This window comes from Streptomyces sp. NPDC040589 (genome assembly GCF_055594445.1).
The window spans coordinates 558,689-579,072 of sequence record NZ_JBVIWP010000003.1; the positions used below are offsets into that span (position 1 = coordinate 558,689).

Here is a 20,384-nt window from a genome sequence, read left to right on the forward strand (position 1 = left end):
CCGTGATATCCACCGCTATTCGCGTCGCCCGGGTGGGCAGTGCGGCCCAGCTGGCCGCGGCGGTCCTCATGATGGCGGGCTACCCCGCCCTCATGCTGGCCGCGCTCGTCCCGAGCGTTCCCGCCTTCGCGGCAGCGGCCGCCGTGACGTACCTGGCGGACCACTATCTGCACCGCAAGGGCAGCTATCTGATCAACCGCCTCAGCAAGGTGCGGGCCGGCCTCTCGATCCGCTTCCTGATCAGGCAGCTGCTCCTCGTCCTGCTGCTGGCCCGGCTGTCCCTCGCGGACAACCTGATCTACTACGGGGCGATCGCCTGCTTCATCGCCTTCTACGGTCTTCAGGCCCCGCACGGCGCCCTGGTCCAGCTGATCCGCAACCGCCGGCGCATGCCGGTCGCCACCCGCAACGTCGACCTGAAGTCGCGGATCCGCATCCCGGACGCCCCGCCGCGCAAGCTGCTGCACCGCTCCGCCGAGAAGATGCTGCACATCGACCTCTTCGCGGTCGCCGGCGTCCTGCTCGCCGCGCAGGTGAAGTCCGCCCTCGTCGGCTTCGTCGGCATCGGCATCACGGTCGCACTCGGCACGCTCTACGTGCTGGCGCTCGTGCCGCTCGTGCGCGGCCGGAAGATCCCGCCGAAGGCCGAGACGGTCCTGGCCGCCGTGGACGACTGGCTGGGCGAGTACCAGCCGGAGACGGTCCTGTACTTCTCCGGTTCGAAGGACTCGGCCTACCAGGTCAACATGTGGCTGGACACCATGGAGAACCTGGATTCCAAGCCGCTGATCATCCTGCGTGAGCGGGCCATCCTGAACAACCTGGCGCCCACCACGGTCCCCGTCATCTGCGTGCCCGGAGGGGTGCACCTGATGAACATGGACCTGTCCACGGTGCGCGTCGCGCTCTACGCGGCGAACGTCGGCAAGAACATCCACATGCTGCGCGTGCCCACGATCAAGCACGTCTTCATCGGCCACGGCGACAGCGACAAGCTCGCCAGCGTCAACCCGTACAGCAAGGTCTACGACGAGGTGTGGACGGCGGGCCGCGCGGGCCGCGACCGCTACGCCATCGCCGACGTCGGTGTCCGCGACGACGACATCGTCGAGGTCGGCCGCCCGCAGCTCGCCCCGATCCAGACCTGGCAGGGCGTGCCCGACGGCCGGATCCCGACCGTCCTGTACGCCCCCACCTGGGAGGGCTGGGACGGCAACCCGGGCAACACCTCGGTCGTGCTGGCCGGCGAGAACATCGTGAAGCAGCTCGTGCAGGCCGACCCGCCGGTCCGCGTCCTGTACAAGCCGCACCCGTTCACCGGCAACGTCAGCAAGGAGGCCGGCGCCGCGCACCGGCGGATCGTCGCCCTGGTGCAGAAGGCCGCCGCCGAGCGCGCCATCGACACGCGCTTCGTCGCCGACACGGCCGTACAGGCCGACGCCAAGACCGAGCTGGCCCGTATCGAGGCCCGGCTCGCGCAGCTGTCCGGCTCCGGCGGCGAGCGGCGCGACGAGGCCGAGGCCACCCGTGACGGGCTGGTCGACGTCGCCCGGCACGAGGAGGTCGCCCGGCTGCGCGCCGAGTGGAACGACGCCTACTGGCGTTCCTTCCCCGCCTGGGAGCACCGCGTCATCACCGGCGCCGACCCGCGGCTGTACGACTGCTTCAACGTCTCTGACGCGATGGTCTCCGACATCTCCAGCGTGGTCTCCGACTTCATCGCCAGCGGCAAGCCGTACGCGGTCACGGACTCCGCCGAGGTGGGCGTCGAGGAGTTCAAGCGGAACAACACGGCGGTGCGCGCCGCGGTGATCCTGTCCAACAGCGCGGCCGAGCTGGGCGAGCTGCTCGGCGCCGTCCGCGACCGGGCCGCCGATCCGCTGGCCGAGGACCGCAAGGAGCTCAAGCAGTACCTGCTGGGCCCGGACGAGCCGACCTCCCTCGTCCAGTTCAACACCGCGGTCGCGGACCTCGCGCTCAAGGCCGAGACGCGCAACGTCGGCCAGGAGTCACGGGTGGCGGCCGCCCTGGCCGAGGTGGATGCCGAGGCCGATGCCGAGCTGGCGAACGCCGTGCCCGGGCAGCGGGCGACCGCGGCCGGTGACACGGACGGTGTCGGCGCGGGCTGACCCGCCCCAGCCTGATTCAGGGCTCGGCCCCCGAGGAACGTCTTCCTCGGGGGCCGAGCCCTTTCGTGTGCCCGCTGCCTGTCAATTCATTGTGTGACGTATCCCACTAACACGTGCGTGCGAGGCAACCGCTTGCCTCGATCACCCGTCTACCAAGTAGCGAATGAGGCGATACGGGGGGAATATCTCATTGACTAGGGGGAAACGTGACCGTTGCGCAGCCTGATGTGAGTGTGATCATCGGGGCGTACGAAGCGATGCCGTATCTGATCGAGTGCCTCTCGTCCGTCGAGGCACAGACCATCGATCCAGAGCGCGTCGAGGTCATCGCGGTGGACGACGGATCGACGGACGGCACGGGGGAGTACCTGGAGGAGTTCGCCGAGCGCGCTCCCATGCACGTCCTGGTGATCCGGCAGGAGAACTCCGGCGGCCCGAGCGGCCCGCGCAACGTCGGCCTGTCCAAGGCGACCGGGCGTTACGTCTTCTTCCTCGACGCCGACGACCGGCTGGGCCCCGAGGCCCTGGAGCGGATGGTCGGCATGGCCGACCGCGCGGGCACGGACGTCGTCCTCGGCAAGGTCGAGGGCGTCAACCGCTCCGCGCCGAAGTCCATGTGGGGCAAGACGGTGGAGCGGACCGACGTCTTCTCCTCCAACATCAAGTTCACGCTCAGCGCGCAGAAGCTGTTCCGCCGCGAGCTGCTGGACCGGCACGGCATGCGGTTCGACGAGTCGCTGTTCACCGGAGAGGACGCGCTGTTCACCATGGAGGCCTACCTCCGGGCGAACGGCGTCTCCGTGGTCGCCGACCACACCTGCTACTACCTGGTCGGCCGCGACGACGGCAAGCACGTGACCAAGAGCGGCAGTTACACGCTGCGGTTCGACTCCGCGCGGGCCCTGATGAACCTCATCGCCGAGCACGTCCCCGCGGGCGACCGGCGCGACCAGCTGATGCTCCGGCCCTTATTGGTCACGCTGCTGCCGCAGTTCGGGCCCAAGTACCTCACGGACAGCGAGGAGATCCGCCGGCACAAGTTCGAGCTGGCCAAGCCCCTGCTGGACGCCCACTGGACCGAGGGCGCCGCCCAGCGCCTCAGGGTCCACGAGCGGCTGCGGCTGCACCTGGTAGCCGAGCAGCGGCCCGAACTCCTCATCGAGGTCGTGAAGTTCGTCAAGGCCAAGAAGCAGGCGGCGGCGCTCCTGGAGCGGAAGGGCCGCCGCGTCTACCTGGCCTACCCGCACTTCCGCGACCGCGCCGCCGGCATCCCCGACTCGGTGTACCTCGCCGAGCCGCGCGAGGCCCGGGCCTTCCCGGGCTACCGCGAGGGCGGCGCCCACACGTTCGTACGCCGGGCGGTACGCAAGGCACGGCGGGTGCTGACGTCGCGTGAGGTGCGGTCGGCGGCGTGAACGCGGAAGCGGGGGCCGGCTCTCGCACGGCCCCCGCGTTCGTCCCGCCCGTACCGCCGCTCGGCGCGGTGCGGTCGCTCAGCGCGGTGCGGTCGGGAGCGTCGTCTCCGTGCGCTGGCCGGGCAGTTCCGCCGTCAGTCGTTCCGCCACCCGTGCCCGGTGGTCCCGGGCCGTCTCGCACAGCTCCCGTACGGCCGTGTTGAAACGCTCCTGCGACGACGGCTCGGCCGGGCCCAGCAGACGCAGCTTCAACGCGGCGCGCGCTTCGGCCAGTTCGTCCTTCTCCGGGTGCCGGACCGCCTCCAGCAGGGCAGGCACCCCGTCGGCGTCCGGCGACAGCACCGTCGCCGCCGCCACCGTCGGGAACGCCGTACGGAACGCGTCCTCGCTCAGCCCGCTGGTGTTCGCCACCGCGTGCGGCTTCTCGCTCGCCAGGAAGTCGCTGATCACGCTCGACACATCACTGACCAGCAGGTCGGCCACATCGAAGCAGGAGTACAGCGCGGGCCGGACGTCCGTGATGATCTGGTGCTCACCCTCCGGCAGCGACGCCCAGTACGCCTCCTCCCAGGCCGCCGTCGCCCGCGCCACCGCCTCGGCCCGGCCCGGCTCCGGCGCCGACTGCACCCGCATGCGTTCCACCGTGTCGGCCCCGGCGCGGAAATCGGCGGTGGTGAGGCGGTCCAACTCCCGTGTGAGACGGTCGAGTCCGGCGGCGCCCGAGGGGCGCGCCCCCGTCCGCTCCCGGTTCGCCGCCCGGATCAGCTCCCGGATCCGCAGATCGGCCGCGCCCGCGCGTGGGTCCACCGACCCCGTCAGCGGATGCGGCTTGTACAGCAGCCGCACGCCCGGGTCGGCGAGCAGCGCCCGCACCAGGTTCTCGCCGGCCGCGATCACCGAGGTGTTGCCGGGGTTGCCGTCCCAGCCCTCCCAGGTCGGCGCGTACAGGACGGTCGTCCACGCACCGGCCGGCGGACCCGCGTACGGCCGTACGGCGTCCAGCTGCGGGCGGCCGGTCTCCACCACGTCCTTGTCCTCGACGCCCACCTCGGCCAGCGCGTACCGCTCGCGCGCGGCGGGCCCGGCCACCCACACCTCGTCGTAGGCCTTCGCGTACGGGTTGCACGAGGACAGCTTGTCGCTCTCGCCGTGGTTGACGAAGGTGTGCTTGATCGTGGGGATGCGCAGCACCTGGGAGGTCTTGCCGGAGTTCGACGGGTGGACGAGGACCTGCAGCGTGGAGTGCTCCAGCCGCATCAGCGTCGACACCTTCGGCAGGCAGACGATCGGGATGTCCGTCGCCGCGATCTTCTGCACCATGAACCGCTCGCGCAGCACGATGACCGGCCTGCCGTCCACCTGCGCGAGCGGCTCCAGCCACATGTTCGCCTGGTAGGCCGAGGCGGCGCCGCCGGAGAAGTACAGACCGACGGTCGGCCGGTACGCGGCCAGCCACGCGTCGAACCACTCGAGCACCTCCTGCTCACCGGCCGGGCGGCGGCCCGGCAGCAACCGGAGCAGCAGTGCGCCGAGGCCGGTCAGCGCGAGGGCGAGGGAGAGCGCGATGCCCGCCGCCGCGTACACCGGTTCGTCGCCCGGCGCGGCGGCCAGCAGCCCGGCCGTCGCGGGCAGGCCGAACGCCAGCAGCCGGTGGCCGGGGCGGCGCAGCAGCACGGCCGGGGCCGGGGACAGCCGCAGCACCGAGGCGTCGATGTTCCGGGTCACCACCGGCAGGGTGCGGGTACGGCGCACCAGGACGGAGACCGCCTGGATCGCGCAGTGCAGTACGTAGAAGGCGAGCAGCCCGGCCACCAGCGGGGCGTACACCGTCTCCCGGTCCTGCTCGCCGAGCCGCAGCAGGCCCACGACCAGCAGCAGATCGCGCAGGACGTGCCGCACGGTGATGTCCGCGTGCGACTTGGCGAACAGCGACAGCACCTCGCGCTGCCACCGGTACAGGGCGCCCTCGGCGGCCAGGGAGACGGCGGTCGCGGCGAGCAGCAGCGGTACGTGGGGCAACAGCGCCGCGACCGCCTGAGCGACGAACGCGGCGGCCAGGACGACGGTGACCAGCCCCTTCAGCAGGGCCGGTGGACGGGGAAGAGGTACGGGCACTGCGGTCACTCCAGGAGCGTCGGGTGTCGGCGCAGGTCGGCCGTCCGGGTTAACGCGTGGCGACCTCCTGACGACACGCGCGTGTCGCCGGAGCGTAGGGGGCCTGTCGGCCCGCTGTGTCGTCGGACCGTAGCGGAAGATCACGTTCCTGTCTTGGGGTGGGGGGATCTGCGTACGGCCGTCGTCCGTGACGCGGGCGGCACCGTCCGTAGCGTGGACCGGCGCCGCGCCTCGCCTCGCCGTCCCGTAGATTTCCTGGTGAGGGACCGAATCGACGCGAGGGGCGGACGGGGACGTGGCAGGGGCAAGGCAGGCCGTGGGCGAGGCCCGCAGAATCGTCGTCAAGGTCGGTTCCTCCTCGCTGACCACCGCCTCGGGCGGCCTGGACGCGGACCGTGTGGACGCGCTGGTCGACGTCCTCGCCAAGGTCCGCAGCGGGGGCGAGCGAGAGATCGTCCTCGTCTCCTCCGGCGCCATCGCCGCCGGCCTCGCCCCGCTGGGCCTGCGCCGCCGTCCCAAGGACCTCGCCCGGCAGCAGGCCGCCGCCAGCGTCGGCCAGGGCCTGCTCGTCGCCCGCTACACCGCTTCCTTCGCCCGCTACGGCGTCCGCGTCGGCCAGGTGTTGCTGACCTCCGACGACATGAGCCGCCGCGCCCACCACCGCAACGCCTCACGCACCCTCGACAAGCTCCTCGCGATGGGCGCCTTCCCGATCGTCAACGAGAACGACACCGTCGCCACGGACGAGATCCGCTTCGGCGACAACGACCGCCTCGCCGCCCTGGTCGCCCACCTCGTCCACGCCGACCTGCTGGTCCTGCTGTCCGACGTGGACGGCGTCTACGACGGCGACCCCGCGAGGCCCGGCACCTCCCGTATCGCCGAGGTGCGCGAGCCGTCCGACCTCGCGCACGTCGAGATCGGCAGTGCGGGCAAGGCCGGCGTCGGCACCGGCGGCATGGTCACCAAGGTCGAGGCCGCCCGGATCGCGGCCGCCGCCGGTGTCCCCGTCGTGCTCACCAGCGCCATCCACGCGGCCGACGCCCTGACCGGCCAGGACACCGGCACCCACTTCCACCCCACCGGAAAGCGCTCCGCCGACCGGCTGCTGTGGCTCCAGCACGCCTCCACCCCGCAGGGCGCGCTGACTCTGGACGACGGTGCCGTCCAGGCCGTCGTGGACCGCCGCAAGTCGCTGCTGCCGGCCGGGATCGCCGCCGTCGAGGGCGAGTTCAGCGCCGGCGACCCGGTCGAGCTGCGGGACGGCACAGGCCGGGCGGTGGCCCGCGGGCTCGTCAATTTCGACGCCAAGGAGATCCCCCGGCTGATCGGCCGCTCCACCCGCGAACTGGCCCGCGAACTCGGCCCCGCCTACGAACGCGAGGTCGTACACAGGGACGACCTGGTGGTCCTCCACCCGTAATGGGCCGAAACATCCGCCCCCGGTGGTGGACGTTCCGCAAAACCGCCACGCGATCCCTTGCGGCCTGCTGAACTTTGTCTCAGGGCAATATTCCGCAGGAGCACCACTGTGCAAAGGAGGCCGTCGTGAGACGAGTGCGCCCTGGGGCCACGGCGTCCCGTGGTGGTGCCGGCTCCCGCGCGGCCGGTGACGAGCGCGCCCTGACCAGTGTGGCGGCCGGGGACCGGTTCCAGGGCGAGGACCCCGGGGACATCCCGCGCCTGTGGCACGTCACCCTCAGCGTCTCCGGCCGGGAGGCCCCGCTCACCGAGGTCCGGCGCGCCCTGGAACAGCTCGCCCACGACCACCCCTTCCTCCTGACCAGCCGTTACGCGGTCGACCACGCGGAGATCCGCTACTGGGAGGAGGCCCGCGACCTGCACGACGCTGCCGCCGTCGCCCTGCGCCTGTGGGGCGAGCACCGGCAGACCGCCGGGCTGCCGCCCTGGGAGATCGTCGGCCTGGAGGTCATCGACCGCGCGACCTACCACCAGCGCGTCGCCGAGGGGTACGGACCGCCACCGGCGTCCCCGGTCGGAGTTCACCCGTTCTGACCTGGTCCAGGGGGTGTCCCGGGGTGTTCCGGGGGTGTCTCGGGGTGTGAAACGAACGATGAACGGACCGGCCCGGCGCACTACCCTTCTTTCATGACCACGCTTTCGCCGTACGACTCGATGTCCCCGGTCACCGAGGCCGCCTACCGCGCCAAGGCCGCCGCCGCGAGCCTCGCCCCGCTGCCACGGGCCGACAAGGACGACGCGCTGCTCGCCATCGCGGACGCGCTGGAGGTCCGTACGAGCGAGATCGTCGAGGCCAACGCCAAGGACGTCGCCAAGGCCCGCGAGGCCGGCATCAGCGAGGGCATGATCGACCGGCTCACCCTCACCCCCGAGCGGGTCCGCGCCATCGCCTCCGACGTGCGCGACGTCGCCGCGCTGCCCGACCCCGTCGGCGAGGTGGTCCGCGGCTCCACGCTGCCCAACGGCATCGACCTGCGCCAGGTCCGCGTGCCGCTCGGCGTCGTCGGGATCATCTACGAGGGCCGGCCGAACGTCACGGTCGACGCCGCCGCCCTCTGCCTGAAGTCCGGCAACGCGGTCCTGCTGCGCGGCTCCTCCTCGGCCTACCAGTCGAACAGCGCCCTCGTGCGCGTCCTGCGCGACGCCGTGGGCGGGGCCGGGCTGCCCGCCGACGCCATCCAGCTCGTCCCCGGCGAGAGCCGCGACAGCGTGCGCGAGCTGATGCGCGCCCGCGGCCTGGTCGACGTGCTCATCCCGCGCGGCGGCGCCTCGCTGATCAACACGGTCGTGCAGGAGTCGACCGTCCCGGTCATCGAGACCGGCACCGGAAACTGCCACGTCTACGTCGACGCCGCCGCCGACCTCGACATGGCCGTCGACATCCTGATCAACTCCAAGGCCCAGCGGGTCGGCGTCTGCAACGCCGCCGAGACCCTCCTGGTCCACCAGGACATCGCCGCCGAGTTCCTGCCCCGCGCCCTGGAGGCCCTCGCCGGAGCCGGGGTGACCGTGCACGCCGACGAGCGCGTGCAGGCCTTCGCCAAGGACTCCAAGGCGACCGTCGTCGAGGCGACGGCCGAGGACTGGGAGAGGGAGTACCTGTCGTACGACATCGCCGCGGCCGTGGTGGACTCCCTGGACAAGGCCGTCGAGCACATCCGGCTGTGGACCTCCGGCCACACCGAGGCCATCGTCACGACCTCCCAGCAGGCCGCCCGCCGCTTCACCCAGCTGGTCGACTCGACCACCGTCGCCGTGAACACCTCCACCCGCTTCACCGACGGCGGCCAGTTCGGCTTCGGCGCGGAGATCGGCATCTCCACGCAGAAGCTGCACGCCCGCGGCCCGATGGGCCTGCCGGAGCTGACCAGCACGAAGTACATCGTGACCGGGGACGGGCACGTGCGCCGCTGAGTGCATGCCGCGTGAGTATGGGAAGCGGCGCATATGCGTGCGGCAGGGGCGGACCGGCCTGGCGCGCGCCGTGCGGAGCCCCGTGAACGCCGTCTCAACCGGCGGATGAATTTCCATACCGTCTGCCCAAATTGACCCCCCAGGTCTACTCTGGATCCGTGCCGGAGGACGTGGGGGGCACGCCGTTTCCGGACGGCTGGGAGCCCGACGACGACCACGACCGCGGGGTGTCGGACGAAGAGTTCGCCTCCGTGGTCTTCGACGAGGCCTTCGTCAGCGCGGCCGTGGTGCACGAGCCGACCGCCGTGGAGCGCCTCCTTGCCGCCGCACAGGCGAGAGCCGAGGCCTCCGAAGCGGAGGCGCGCCGCGCCCACTCCAGAGGCGAGCGCTACGACGACGGGTACGGCTCCGAGGGGCACGGCGATTTCGGCCATGATCCCGACCTCGACGAGCTGGACGACCCCGACATCCTCGAGGACGAGTACGGCGGCACGGGTCCGTACGGCAAGCAGGTCCGCTGGCACCGCCCGGTGGCCTGGCTGCTCGCCCTCGTGATGGGCATCGGCATGGTCGCGCTGGCCTTCACGGCGGTCTACCGGGGCGCGTCCTCGAACCGCCAGGAGCCCGTGCCGGCGCCCACCTCGACCGGGCTGGAACAGAGCGGTGGCCCGACCCCCTCCGCGTCCGCCGACTACACCGGGCCCGCCGTCTCGGTGATCCCGCGCACCCCCTGACCGGAACCCGCCTGTCCTGGTGAGAACCTGTCAGAACTGTCATGGAGCGGGGCGTTTACCTGACCTTCCGGCGACCTACCCTGAAGATATGGGCGGGCCTGGCGACCCACCTGAGGGGCCCCCCGAGGGCGCTCCCGGAGGTGGAGAGGACGAGTATCGATCCGTCGTCTTCGACGAATCGTTCATTCGTGCTGCCCGCCTCCAGGAATTCTCCGCCCAGGAGCGCATCGCCGACCACGCGCCCGCCGTGCGCCGCCGCCCGCCCCTGCGCCGGGGCCTGTCCCGGCAGGCACTGATCCTGGTCCTGCTGATCGCCCTCGCCTTCGGCACCGCGATCTACATGGGTGTACGGCACCCCTACCAGACCCCCGCGGCCCAGGAGCCCGCCGAGCCCCTGCGGATGACCGTCATCCCGCTCGCTCCCGAGGGCAAGGTGCCCGGAACGGCCGACACGGCGTATCTGTACGAGCACAGCCCCGCCGCACAGTTCAAGAGCGGCGCGGAGGGCGTGCCGCTGCCCGCCTCGCGGCGCACCGCGCACTTCTCGGACAGCCAGGTCGTGTCCGCCCTGTCCACTGCCAAGGACTACATCGTCCGGTCCGCCCTCGACCCGGACGTGCTCACGGGCCGTGAGGTCCGCGCGGTCCGTGTCCTGCTCGACCCCGATCAACTGGGTCAGTTCGACCAGAGCTTCTCCCGCCCCACCGCGGACGGACGCCACGCGCCCACCGGCTGGCTCGTCCGCTTCGACCCCTCGCGCGCGGAGCTGGCCGACCGCAAGGTGCGGGTCCAGGGCACGCTGCAGGCGGCCGAGGCCGACTCGTCCACGCTCGAGGTCACCGCGGACCACACGTTCGTGTACGCGCTGCGGCCGACCGGGGCCGACGGCAAGGACGAGGTGTCCCTGTTCACCGTCCGGCGCGAGCTGCACTTCCGCTTCGACCGCGACGACCTGCGCCTGCACCAGGGCCGGCTCGTCGTCTCCTACGTCCAGGCCGGACCGCTCTCCTGCGCCGAGGACTCCACGAACCACCTCCGCCCCCTTCTGGCCGGCCAGACGGCCAAGGAAGGCGGCCCCGCCGGCACGGACCCCTATGCCACGGGCAGTGCGACGGCCCTGTGCGGTTCCTTGGCGACGAGCGCGCAGCCGAAGGTGTGAGAGGGGGCTCAGGCCCTCAGCTGTTGTCGCGCGGCGGCCGGTCGTCCCCAGGGGAGTCCGACCCCGGGGCGTCCGACGTGCCCGGTGTCTCCGGGCCCTGGGGCCGCTCGGGGGCCGAGTTCGTGAAGCCGCCGAAGCCTCGGCGGACCCGGTCGCCCAGGTCACCGGCGCCGCCGGCGAGGTCCGTGACCAGCTTCATCAGCGGGTCCTTGGAGCTCTTCACATGGGTCGTGTAGTGGTTCGCCGAGTCCCGCCAGGAGTCCCTGACCGAGCTGTCCTTGTCCTCGTCGCGCCGCGGGTAGTGGCCGTCCATGATCCGCTGGTAGTCCCGCGACTCGGCCCACTTCTTCAGCTCGGCCGCGCGCACGGTGGTGAACGGATGGGAGCGGGGCAGCACGTTCAGGATCTTCAGCACGGAGTCCCGCAGGTCGCCCCCGGCCTCGTACTCCTCGGCCTGTGCGAGGAACGCGTCCACGTTCATCTCGTGCAGGTGGTTGCCGCCCGCGATCTTCATCAGGCCCCGCATGGAGGCCGTCAGGTCCTGCCCGACCAGCAGCCCCGCCCGGTCCGCCGACAGCTCCGACTTGCGGAACCACTCCCGCAGCCCGGTCACGATCGCCATGATCGCGAGGTTGCCCAGCGGGATCCAGGCGACCCGGACGGCGAGGCTGGTCAGGAACAGCAGGATCGTGCGGTAGACCGAGTGGCCGGACAGCGCGTGCCCCACCTCGTGCCCGACGACCGCCCGCATCTCCTCCTCGTCGAGCAGCTCGACGAGCCCGGTCGTCACGACGATGATCGGCTCGTCCAGGCCGATGCACATCGCGTTCGGCTGCGGGTCCTGGTTCACGTACATCGGCGGGACCTTCTCCAGGTCCAGGATGTAGCAGGCGTCCCGCAGCATCACGTTCAGATGGGCGAACTGCTGGTCCGAGACCCGTACCGAGTCGGACAGGAACAGCAGCCGGAGACTGCGCTCGGGCAGCAGACCGCTGAGCGCCTTGAACACCGTGTCGAAACCGCTCAGCTTGCGCAGCGCCACCAGGGCGGAGCGGTCGGCCGGATGCTCGTACGTACGCGAGGAGATTCCGGGGAAGCGCCTGCGCTGCCTGCTGGGCACATGCTCGTGCCCGCTGTGCTCGTGGCCGTCGGACATGTCTTCCCCCATGCGTCTGTGTGACCTTTGCGGCCCCTTGTGCGGCCTTTTGCTTCCCGGAGGCAGAGCCCAGCCTAGGCGGAGTTACGGTGGTCGGGCAGTACAGCGAAGGGAACCACCGTCATGGAGCACCACCCCGCATCCGCCTGGCTCGCCGAGGCCGCGAGCGCCGCCGAGCGGCAAGGACCGGGGATGCTCCGGATCGTCCTCATCGTGATGATCCTGGGTTGTGTGCTGACCGCGTGGTTCCTGCTGCGTGGCTACAGACGGAAGGACGACTGAGGCACCGGGAAGGTTCCCCGTCACCGACATGCGGAGTCGGGGTGATCGCGTTCGGGGCGCCCGCTTACGATGAGCCGACGTCTTTTATGCCGCCCACACGCGATAGGTCCTGCCGAAGATGAGCTTCCACAGCACCGCTGCCCAGTTGGTCACCCTCGCCGCCGAGGGCGAGGAGCACGGCGGAAACCACGAGAGCCTCAGCCCCTACCTCACCGGTGGCGCCGCCCTCTTCATCCTGCTGCTCCTGCTGTGGATCACCACCCGCTTCAACCGCGACCGCTGAGCCCGGCAGGGTGCCCCGCGCAGGGCATCCCGGGGATCACGGGGGCGACCGGACCCCTCAGGCAGGGCCGGTAGGGTCTGCACGCATGGGAGAGCAGGACATGCCTACCGGTCCGGCGAACGAGACGCCGCACGACCCGGCACAGGACACGGCGAGCGGCACCGAGCGACACTCGGAGCCCCGCCGTGCCGCCACGGAGCCCCGCCAGGCCGCTTCGGAGCCCCGCGGCGCCGACGGCCCCGGATCCGGCCCGTCGCGGCCCGGCAAGCGCCGTCTCGGCGTCATGGGCGGCACCTTCGACCCGATCCACCACGGGCACCTGGTCGCGGCCAGCGAGGTCGCCGCGGCGTTCCACCTCGACGAGGTGGTCTTCGTCCCGACCGGCCAGCCCTGGCAGAAGAGCCACCGAAGCGTCTCCCCGGCCGAGGACCGCTATCTGATGACGGTCATCGCGACCGCCGAGAACCCGCAGTTCTCCGTGAGCCGCATCGACATCGACCGCGGCGGTGCCACCTACACCGTGGACACCCTGCGCGACCTGCGTGCGCTCAACCCGGACACGGACCTCTTCTTCATCACCGGCGCCGACGCGCTCGCCCAGATCCTCACCTGGCGGGACAGCGAGGAGCTGATCTCCCTCGCGCACTTCATCGGGGTCACCCGGCCGGGCCACCACCTGAACGACCCCGGACTCCCGGAGGGCGGCGTCTCCCTCGTCGAGGTCCCCGCCCTCGCCATCTCCTCCACCGACTGCCGTGCGAGAGTCGCCAAGGGCGACCCGATCTGGTATCTGGTGCCGGACGGAGTCGTGCGCTATATCGACAAGCGCGAGCTGTACCGCGGCGAGTGAGCCGAGAGGGGCACCGGTGAACGACCGATACGACGCGGGGGCCGCGGGATATGGCGCCGACCAGTACGAGCTCGTCGGCTACGACGAGTACGGCCGGCCTGTCTACCGCCCGGTCCCGGCACAGCAGACCCAGACCTACGACCCGTACGCCCAGCCGGGACAGCAAGGGCAGCAGGGCCAGCAGCAGGGCTACGGCTACGACCCGTACGCGACGTCCGGGCAGCAGCCTCCGTCGTACGACTACGGGACCGGCCCACAGCAGCCTGGCTCCTCCTACGGCTCCTACGACCCGTACGCCGCCGGCACCCACCAGGGCGGCCCCGCGTCCCACGACTCCTACGGCCAGAACGCGGCCGGCGCCGGTACGGACCGGCAGCCCCGCGTCGCCGAACAGACCGCGCACATCCCGCAGCAGGCGGGCCCGGCCGACGAGGAAGCCCCCGGCCGGCCGGAACCGGAGTACCACACCGAGCAGTTCGCCTTCGTCGAGGAGCCCGACGCCAACTCCGAAGACGTCATCGACTGGCTGAAGTTCACCGAGAACCGCACCGAGCGCCGTGAGGAGGCCCGGCGCCGTGCCCGCAGCCGGATCGTCGCCCTGGTCGTCGTCCTCGCGCTCGCCGCGGCCGGCGGCATCGGCTACCTCGGGTACGCGGGGAAGCTGCCCGGCCTGTCCTCCGACGACTCCACGACGGGCACCGCGACGGCGGCGGGCGCCCAGAAGCGCGACGTGATCGTCGTCCACCTGCACGACACCAACGGCGCCCCCACCTCCACGGCCCTCCTTGTCGACAACACCACCACCAAGCGGGGCACCACCGTCCTCGTGCCCAACTCCCTGGCTCTGACCAGCGACGACGGCACCACGACGACACTCGCCAAGTCGGTCGAGGACGACGGCTCCGACGGCACCCGCGACGCGCTCGACTCGGCCCTCGGCACCGACATCCAGGGCACCTGGCGCCTGGACACCCCCTACCTGCAGAACCTCGTCGACCTCGTCGGCAACGTCGATGTCGACACGGACACCGACGTCCCCGACCCCGCCGCCAAGAAGAAGGGCACGGCCCCCCTGGTCAACAAGGGCAAGGACCAGACCCTCAGCGGCAAGATGGCCGTCGCCTACGCCACCTACCGCGCCCCCGGCGAGGCCCAGAACGCCCAGCTGGAGCGCTTCGGGCAGGTCATGCAGGGTGTCCTGCGCAAGGTGTCCTCCGATCCGCAGGCGGCCACGACCACGATCCAGACCCTGGCGCAGATCCTGGACCCGTCCCTGACCGACAAGGACCTCGGCTCCTTCCTCGCCGGGCTGTCCGACCTCGCCAAGGGCGGCGACTTCAAGACGGACCTGCTGCCCGTCCAGGCCGACGGCACGCTCAGCGCCCAGGCGAGCGCGGGCGTGGTCAGGAACGTCCTCGGCGGCACCGCCAAGAGCCCGGACAAGGACGCCGCCGTCAGCGTCTCCGTCCAGAACGCCACCGGTGTGAAGGACAACACGGAGAAGGCCCGCGTCGTGCTCCTCAACGGCGGCTTCACCTTCCTGGAGGGCGGCACGGCCGGCGCCGCCCAGGCCACGTCCGAGGTCGTCTACGCCGACGCCGGCGACAAGGCGAACGCCGCCGAGGTCGCCAAGACCCTCGGCCTGCCCGCGGGCTCGGTCGGCAAGGGCAAGATCTCCGCGAACGCCGACGTCGCCGTGGTCCTCGGCCAGGACTACAAGCCGTAGTCCGACCGGCAGGCAGGGCTCTGCCCCCACGTGATCCCCGTAATCACGTGGGGGGCCCACGGCGGTCCGTGAGACCCTTGGTGGCAAGTGTCCGCCGATCGAAAGCCTTGTAGTGACCGCGACCGACCGCTCTCACGAGCTCATCATCACCGCCGCCCAGGCGGCCGCCGACAAGCTGGCGCACGACATCGTCGCCTACGACGTCAGTGACGTGCTGTCCATCACGGACGCCTTCCTGCTGGCCTCGGCACCCAACGACCGCCAGGTCAAGTCGATCGTCGACGAGATCGAGGAGCGGCTCCAGAAGGAACTCGGCGTCAAGCCGGTGCGCCGCGAGGGCGACCGCGAGGCCCGCTGGGTCCTGCTCGACTACGTCGACATCGTCGTCCACGTCCAGCACAGCGAGGAGCGCGTCTTCTACGCCCTGGAGCGGCTCTGGAAGGACTGCCCCGAGCTCGACCTGCCCGAGGACGCCAAGGCCACCCGCGGCAAGGCCGAGGAGCACGCCAAGCTGCAGGCGGCCGAGGAGGCGGCGGAGCTGGACGGAGACTGGCGGTGAGTTCCTTCAGCGAGGCCGGCAGGCCGGGCCGGGGCCGCCGCGTCATCCTCTGGCGGCACGGCCAGACCTCGTGGAACGTGGAGCGCCGCTTCCAGGGCACCACGGACGTCGAGCTCACCGAGACCGGCGTCGCCCAGGCCCGCCGCGCCGCCCGGCTGCTGGTCTCCCTGAAGCCGGACACGATCGTCGCCTCCGACCTGAAGCGGGCCGCGAACACGGCCGCCGAACTCGCCGCGCTCACCGGCCTCGACGTGACCCACGACGAGGCCCTGCGCGAGACCTACGCGGGCGTCTGGCAGGGCCTGACGCACGAGGAGATCATCAGCCGGCACGGCGACGAGTACGCCGCGTGGAAGCGCGGTGAGCCGGTGCGCCGCGGCGGAGGCGAACTGGAGACCGAGGTCGCCGACCGCGCCGCTCCCGTGGTGCTCCGGAACGCCGAGAAGCTCCCCGAGGGCGGCACGCTCGTCGTGGTCAGCCACGGCGGCACGATCCGCACCACCATCGGCCGCCTCCTCGGCCTCGACCCCCGCGACTGGGAGAGCCTCGGCGGGCTCTCCAACTGCTGCTGGTCCGTCCTCGGCGAAGGCGCCCGCGGCTGGCGTCTGCTGGAGCACAACGCCGGCACCCTGCCCGAACCGGTGCTCGGTGACGACGACTGACCTCGGATTTCACTTTCCGGCAGGTCGCAGGCTAAAGTTCTTCTTGTTCGCCCCGCCAGCGGGGAAGGAACATGAGGGGCTATAGCTCAGTTGGTAGAGCGCCTGCATGGCATGCAGGAGGTCAGGAGTTCAATTCTCCTTAGCTCCACGTCAAGATCCCGTTCCCGTCCTGGGGGCGGGATTTTTCGTGCCCGGGGTTGAGTCACTCGGGCCTGCTGAGGCGTATACCTCTACGGCCACGACGCGTGCCGTGTCCGGACTGGTGCTGAGGCGTCGCTGACCGTATTGGTCCGGCCGTGGCAGAATCAAACGGCCGGAAGGGAGCGCGGCCCGACGGGAGGAGTAGCGATGCCTGCGAGCATCCTCGAGGAGGTCGACCACCTCCTCGGAGCAGCGTTGATACGGCAGATGTCCACCCGCCTCAGCTGCCCTTCCTGCGGTTCCGGGCACGTGGCCCAGATGCTCGGCGACAACGGCGGGGTCTCCTACGTGTGCACGGCCTGCGGCCACAGCTGGAGCTGATCGATGGGTGCACACAGGCGAAAGTGCGACTGGTGTGGCAGCGGGACTCCGATCGTCCGTGACATGGAACCGATCAATCCCGACTACCAGTACTGGTGCGAGGAGTGCGCGCGGGCGCTGATCATAAAAGGCGACCCGATCGAGACGTACCGCGAGCTGGAGGGCGAGCCGATCTACGGCCGGCTTCTGGAGGAGCACTGCACGCTCAAGCGGTTCTATTCGTTCGTCACGGCCTGAGATCCGTCAAAACGGTCATTTCAGGCAAGGTGAAACCGATTTGGTGTTGGGCCCGATGGGCCAGTAATGTTGGCGTCGCCGCCGGGGAAACCCGGAGACGCGAGGGGCTATAGCTCAGTTGGTAGAGCGCCTGCATGGCATGCAGGAGGTCAGGAGTTCAATTCTCCTTAGCTCCACAGAAGATGAGAAGGCGGGCCATCCGATCGGATGGCCCGCCTTCTTGTGTGTATGAGTACGGCGGGCTTCCCCGGAGGGAGCCCGCCGTGCGTCTGCTCAGCGGCCGAGAGCGCGCCGTCCGCGGCCCTGGGAGAGGACCGGGAGGTTGCGGGACGACGGCGCGCCCTGGGAGCGCGTGTCCTCCTCCAGGCGCAGGGCCAGCGCCGGGCAGCGGCGCACCGCGCGCAGCGCCTTGGCCTCGGCGTACCGCGGCACCTGGGCCTGCGCCACGGTGGGGAAGCCGTCGGCGCCGAGCTGGAAGACCTCGGGGAGGATGTCCGCGCACAGACCGTGGCCCCGGCACAGCGTCCAGTCGACGTAGATCTTCTGGCGGCTGGGGCCGTCCTCCTCGGACTCGCCGCCGCCCGGGATGCCCGTGGGGGCCCTGCCGCCCTCGAAGAGCGGCAGAACGCCCTCCACGGGCCTGCCGCAGCCGTTGCCGAGGACATGGGCGGCCAGGTCGTCCGTGAACGCCTTGATGGTCGACTCGAGGAACATCGCGGAGCCGTCCGGGTGCGAGCACGCGCCGCGCCGCTTCACGTTCTTGGCGACCTGCTTGACCGCCTCCAGGGCGGCAGGGCCGCCGCCGTTGAGGATGTCCTCCAGGCCGCGTGCGGCGGCCGGCAGGCCGAGGTAGCAGGGGCCGCACTGGCCCGCGCTCTCCTCGGCCAGCCACTGGGCGACCCGCAGCGACTCGCCCAGCGGGCAGGTGTCCTGAGTGATCGGCAGGATCGCTCCGGCGCCGAGCGCGCCGCCCACCGCGTCCAGGGAGTTGCGGGAGACGATCGCCTCGTTGACCGTCGCCGCGTCGATCCACTTGCCGTGGTAGCCGCCGGTGAGCACGCCCTGCGGCACCGGCGGTGCGCCGGCGAGCTGCAGGACGTAGCGCAGCGGCACGCCCGTCGGGACCTCGATCACCATGGGGCGGGCCACCGCCCCGGAGACCGTGAGCATGACCGTGCCCGGCTCGTCGTACAGGCCGGTGTTGCCGTAGCGCTCAGGGCCGATGCGGGCGGCGATGGCCAGCTGGGCGAAGGTCTCGGCGTTGGAGAGCAGCGTGGGGGCGCCGCCGACGCCGTTCTGCGAGGCGCTGACCTTGCGGCCCGGAGGGACGGCCGGGCCGCCGTCGATCGAACGGATCAGCGACGCGGCGGCGCCGGTGACCATACGGACCGGATTGCGCTGCACACGCGCGCGGAGTGCCGACCGGCGGCCGTTGTTGAGACCGCGTTCGGCGAGCGCGGCCTCCATGGAGCGCTGTGTCGACTCACGGGTGACCCCCACCACGAGCGTGCGGGCACCCAGAGCTTCGGCGCAGAGCAGTGCGCCGTCCAGGATCAGATGCGGGGCACGGTTGATCAGCACCGTGTCCTTGCGGCAGGCCGGCTCGTCCTCGCTGCCGTTGACGACGACGACCGGCCGGATGCCGCGCTTGATCGCCGATTCGGCGACCGAGCGCAGCTTCTTGTGGAAGGGGAAGCCCGCGCCGCCGCGGCCCTTCAGGTTGATGCGTTCGGCGAGTTGCGCGAGCTGCTCGCCGCCCATCGGCTCGAGCGGCCCGTGCACCTTCAGGTGCATGGGCAGATCGAGCCGATCGACAAGGTCGAAGCCCGACGTGAGCTGAGGAAGTCCGACCACGCGGACTTCGGGTACGTCGGGCAGAGCCTCGTTCACTTAAAGCCTCCGGAAGGCGTGTTCCAAGGTTCGCCCGATCCCGGTGCGTCGAAGTCGTAGGACGCACCGGGCAGTGTTTCAGTGGCGGGACCGCTGTTGTACGTGTCGTTCGGGTAGTACGTGTCGAAGGCGGCATTCGACTCACCCGTGTCGTACACGTCACTCGATCCATAACCGGCGGCGCCTGGATTGCCATAGGCTGGGATGCTTTGTCCGGTGTCCTGCAGGGGGTCGTAGGGCGGGATGTTGAAGCCCGTGTCCTGGAGGGGGTCGTAGGCCGACGGCGGGGCCTCGCCGACCGGGGGCGGGGACGGGATCGGCCAGTTGCCCGAGGTGCTGGAGGGGCCGTCGACGAGCGGCATGTTCTGGGTGGGCTGCATGTCCAGCGGCAGCTCCGTGCGGGTGCTCGGCCCCGGCGCGAAGGCCTGCTGGCCCGTGGGAGGGCCGGAGACGGCCCGGTAGGCAGCCGCGAATCCGTTGGCGGGCTCCTTGGCCGCGGGGCGTTCCGCCTTCTCGTACAGCGGCCCCGACGGGGACGCCGCGGGCCTCCGGGGCGCGTCCCGGCTCTCGTAGCCGGGCAGCGTGGAGCCGCCGGCCGCCCGGGCGCGGCTCTCCTCCAGGTCCCTGCGGGCCGAGGACTCCCCGGGGCCTATGAGGCTGGCGAACTTGTCGGCGATCTTGCGCTTGACCGGGCGCGGAGCGGCGCGCAGGGCGAGGGCGGCGGCCACCCCGACCAGGGACAGGCCGTACAGGATGACGAAGATCGGCTTGGCCGCGCGACCCGCGTAGAGCCCGTGGACCAGGGCGGCGCACCAGGCCGGGTAGGCCAGCATGTGCATGGCCCGCCAGCGGGCGGCGACGGGTGCGGGGGAGGCGAAGCGGTTGCGCAGTACGCCGGTGACGCCCACGAAGATCATGAGCATGCTGGCCACGGTGCCGAGGCCGATGAGGAACGACCTGCCCGTGACGGTCTCGTCCTCGGTCAGGAGCAGCCCGAAGGGGACCACAGCGGCGACCCACGAGGTGTGGGACAGCGCCAGCTTCACCCCGATGTGGACCAGGAGGAAGACGATCGAGGCGACCGCCGTGGTCCGGTGCACGGCCTGCGCCAGGATGCGCCTGCGCGTGTCGAGCAGGACCCGGTCCTGGGCGACGAGTCCCCAGATCACCGAGCAGGACAGACACACGAGGGACAGCACGCCGGCGCCGAAGTTGAGGAACTCGGCGAACGAGTCGTCCGCCGTGGAGTCGTAGGGGTTCACGGCCGGC

At 71.1% G+C, this 20,384-nt stretch carries 19 protein-coding genes and 2 tRNA genes; 17 read left to right on the forward strand and 4 right to left on the reverse strand.

Annotated elements, in window-relative coordinates:
• Positions 1-32: 32 nt before the first annotated feature.
• Positions 33-2,129 carry a hypothetical protein gene (locus ACZ58V_RS15010; RefSeq protein ID WP_471290688.1) on the forward strand — a complete coding sequence of 699 codons (2,097 nt, stop codon included), beginning with the start codon at positions 33-35 and terminating at the stop codon, positions 2,127-2,129.
• Between the two features lie 206 nt (positions 2,130-2,335).
• The gene (locus ACZ58V_RS15015; protein WP_471290304.1) at positions 2,336-3,544 is read left to right on the forward strand and encodes a glycosyltransferase family 2 protein; all 1,209 of its coding nucleotides are present in this window, start codon (positions 2,336-2,338) and stop codon (positions 3,542-3,544) included.
• A gap of 78 nt (positions 3,545-3,622) precedes the next feature.
• Here ACZ58V_RS15015 and ACZ58V_RS15020 read toward each other — a convergent pair whose 3' ends face one another.
• Positions 3,623-5,659, reverse strand: coding sequence for a hypothetical protein (locus tag ACZ58V_RS15020; protein WP_468190493.1), 2,037 nt, complete (start codon positions 5,657-5,659; stop codon positions 3,623-3,625).
• A 316-nt stretch (positions 5,660-5,975) separates the two neighbouring features.
• On the opposite strand from ACZ58V_RS15020, the gene proB reads away from it, so the two are divergent.
• The 5 genes from proB to ACZ58V_RS15045 all read left to right on the forward strand — a co-directional run bounded on the left by proB (position 5,976) and on the right by ACZ58V_RS15045 (position 10,948).
• Positions 5,976-7,082 carry a glutamate 5-kinase gene (gene proB, locus ACZ58V_RS15025; RefSeq protein ID WP_328418128.1) on the forward strand — a complete coding sequence of 369 codons (1,107 nt, stop codon included), beginning with the start codon at positions 5,976-5,978 and terminating at the stop codon, positions 7,080-7,082.
• 134 nt (positions 7,083-7,216) lie between these two features.
• On the forward strand, positions 7,217-7,675 hold the full coding sequence (locus ACZ58V_RS15030) for a hypothetical protein (protein ID WP_468190491.1): 459 nt from the start codon (positions 7,217-7,219) through the stop codon (positions 7,673-7,675).
• 93 nt (positions 7,676-7,768) lie between these two features.
• A complete protein-coding gene (locus ACZ58V_RS15035) occupies positions 7,769-9,055 on the forward strand; it encodes a glutamate-5-semialdehyde dehydrogenase (protein ID WP_468189678.1) in 1,287 nt (428 codons plus the stop codon).
• 158 nt (positions 9,056-9,213) lie between these two features.
• The gene (locus tag ACZ58V_RS15040; protein ID WP_468189676.1) at positions 9,214-9,789 is read left to right on the forward strand and encodes an SCO2584 family spore wall biosynthesis protein; all 576 of its coding nucleotides are present in this window, start codon (positions 9,214-9,216) and stop codon (positions 9,787-9,789) included.
• A gap of 88 nt (positions 9,790-9,877) precedes the next feature.
• Complete coding sequence (locus ACZ58V_RS15045) at positions 9,878-10,948, forward strand: SCO2583 family membrane protein (RefSeq protein ID WP_468189674.1); 1,071 nt, start codon at positions 9,878-9,880, stop codon at positions 10,946-10,948.
• A 16-nt stretch (positions 10,949-10,964) separates the two neighbouring features.
• Here the strand turns inward: ACZ58V_RS15045 and ACZ58V_RS15050 are convergent, their stop codons facing one another.
• Positions 10,965-12,104: a M48 family metallopeptidase gene (locus ACZ58V_RS15050; RefSeq protein ID WP_468190489.1), complete on the reverse strand. Its 1,140-nt coding sequence runs from the start codon at positions 12,102-12,104 to the stop codon at positions 10,965-10,967.
• A gap of 123 nt (positions 12,105-12,227) precedes the next feature.
• Here ACZ58V_RS15050 and ACZ58V_RS15055 point away from each other — a divergent pair, with 123 nt between their 5' ends.
• The 10 genes from ACZ58V_RS15055 (at position 12,228) to ACZ58V_RS15100 (ending at position 17,401) form a co-directional block, all read left to right on the forward strand.
• Positions 12,228-12,386, forward strand: a complete 159-nt coding sequence (locus ACZ58V_RS15055; RefSeq protein WP_468189672.1) for a hypothetical protein — start codon at positions 12,228-12,230, stop codon at positions 12,384-12,386.
• A gap of 118 nt (positions 12,387-12,504) precedes the next feature.
• Positions 12,505-12,669, forward strand: coding sequence for a hypothetical protein (locus tag ACZ58V_RS15060; protein ID WP_094057638.1), 165 nt, complete (start codon positions 12,505-12,507; stop codon positions 12,667-12,669).
• A gap of 85 nt (positions 12,670-12,754) precedes the next feature.
• On the forward strand, positions 12,755-13,519 hold the full coding sequence (gene nadD, locus ACZ58V_RS15065) for a nicotinate-nucleotide adenylyltransferase (protein WP_468189670.1): 765 nt from the start codon (positions 12,755-12,757) through the stop codon (positions 13,517-13,519).
• Positions 13,520-13,535: 16 nt separating this feature from the next.
• Positions 13,536-15,245 carry a LytR C-terminal domain-containing protein gene (locus tag ACZ58V_RS15070; RefSeq protein ID WP_468189668.1) on the forward strand — a complete coding sequence of 570 codons (1,710 nt, stop codon included), beginning with the start codon at positions 13,536-13,538 and terminating at the stop codon, positions 15,243-15,245.
• Positions 15,246-15,357: 112 nt separating this feature from the next.
• Positions 15,358-15,804 (forward strand): ribosome silencing factor, encoded by a 447-nt coding sequence (gene rsfS, locus ACZ58V_RS15075; RefSeq protein ID WP_382826907.1) that lies wholly within the window; start codon positions 15,358-15,360, stop codon positions 15,802-15,804.
• Positions 15,795-16,466, forward strand: a complete 672-nt coding sequence (locus tag ACZ58V_RS15080) for a histidine phosphatase family protein (RefSeq protein ID WP_468190487.1) — start codon at positions 15,795-15,797, stop codon at positions 16,464-16,466. Before rsfS ends, ACZ58V_RS15080 begins: the two co-directional genes overlap by 10 nt.
• Before the next feature lie 75 nt (positions 16,467-16,541).
• A tRNA-Ala gene (locus ACZ58V_RS15085) sits at positions 16,542-16,614 on the forward strand.
• A 200-nt stretch (positions 16,615-16,814) separates the two neighbouring features.
• Complete coding sequence (locus ACZ58V_RS15090; protein WP_468189666.1) at positions 16,815-16,988, forward strand: hypothetical protein; 174 nt, start codon at positions 16,815-16,817, stop codon at positions 16,986-16,988.
• 3 nt (positions 16,989-16,991) lie between these two features.
• On the forward strand, positions 16,992-17,225 hold the full coding sequence (locus ACZ58V_RS15095; protein ID WP_006136074.1) for a hypothetical protein: 234 nt from the start codon (positions 16,992-16,994) through the stop codon (positions 17,223-17,225).
• 103 nt (positions 17,226-17,328) lie between these two features.
• Positions 17,329-17,401, forward strand: a tRNA-Ala gene (locus tag ACZ58V_RS15100).
• Between the two features lie 97 nt (positions 17,402-17,498).
• Here the strand turns inward: ACZ58V_RS15100 and ACZ58V_RS15105 are convergent.
• On the reverse strand, positions 17,499-19,115 hold the full coding sequence (locus ACZ58V_RS15105; protein ID WP_468189663.1) for an NADH-ubiquinone oxidoreductase-F iron-sulfur binding region domain-containing protein: 1,617 nt from the start codon (positions 19,113-19,115) through the stop codon (positions 17,499-17,501).
• Positions 19,112-20,377 (reverse strand): cytochrome b/b6 domain-containing protein, encoded by a 1,266-nt coding sequence (locus ACZ58V_RS15110; protein ID WP_468189661.1) that lies wholly within the window; start codon positions 20,375-20,377, stop codon positions 19,112-19,114. Before ACZ58V_RS15110 ends, ACZ58V_RS15105 begins: the two co-directional genes overlap by 4 nt.
• Positions 20,378-20,384: the final 7 nt, after the last annotated feature.

What these genes read in the sequence shown, in the direction of transcription:
- ACZ58V_RS15035 (WP_468189678.1), top strand. Translation starts at nt 7,769, where the DNA reads ATGACCACGCTTTCGCCGTACGACTCGATGTCCCCGGTCACCGAGGCC.
- ACZ58V_RS15045 (WP_468189674.1), top strand. Translation starts at nt 9,878, where the DNA reads ATGGGCGGGCCTGGCGACCCACCTGAGGGGCCCCCCGAGGGCGCTCCC.
- ACZ58V_RS15050 (WP_468190489.1), bottom strand. Translation starts at nt 12,104, where the DNA reads ATGTCCGACGGCCACGAGCACAGCGGGCACGAGCATGTGCCCAGCAGG.
- ACZ58V_RS15055 (WP_468189672.1), top strand. Translation starts at nt 12,228, where the DNA reads ATGGAGCACCACCCCGCATCCGCCTGGCTCGCCGAGGCCGCGAGCGCC.
- ACZ58V_RS15060 (WP_094057638.1), top strand. Translation starts at nt 12,505, where the DNA reads ATGAGCTTCCACAGCACCGCTGCCCAGTTGGTCACCCTCGCCGCCGAG.
- nadD (WP_468189670.1), top strand. Translation starts at nt 12,755, where the DNA reads ATGGGAGAGCAGGACATGCCTACCGGTCCGGCGAACGAGACGCCGCAC.
- ACZ58V_RS15090 (WP_468189666.1), top strand. Translation starts at nt 16,815, where the DNA reads ATGCCTGCGAGCATCCTCGAGGAGGTCGACCACCTCCTCGGAGCAGCG.
- ACZ58V_RS15095 (WP_006136074.1), top strand. Translation starts at nt 16,992, where the DNA reads ATGGGTGCACACAGGCGAAAGTGCGACTGGTGTGGCAGCGGGACTCCG.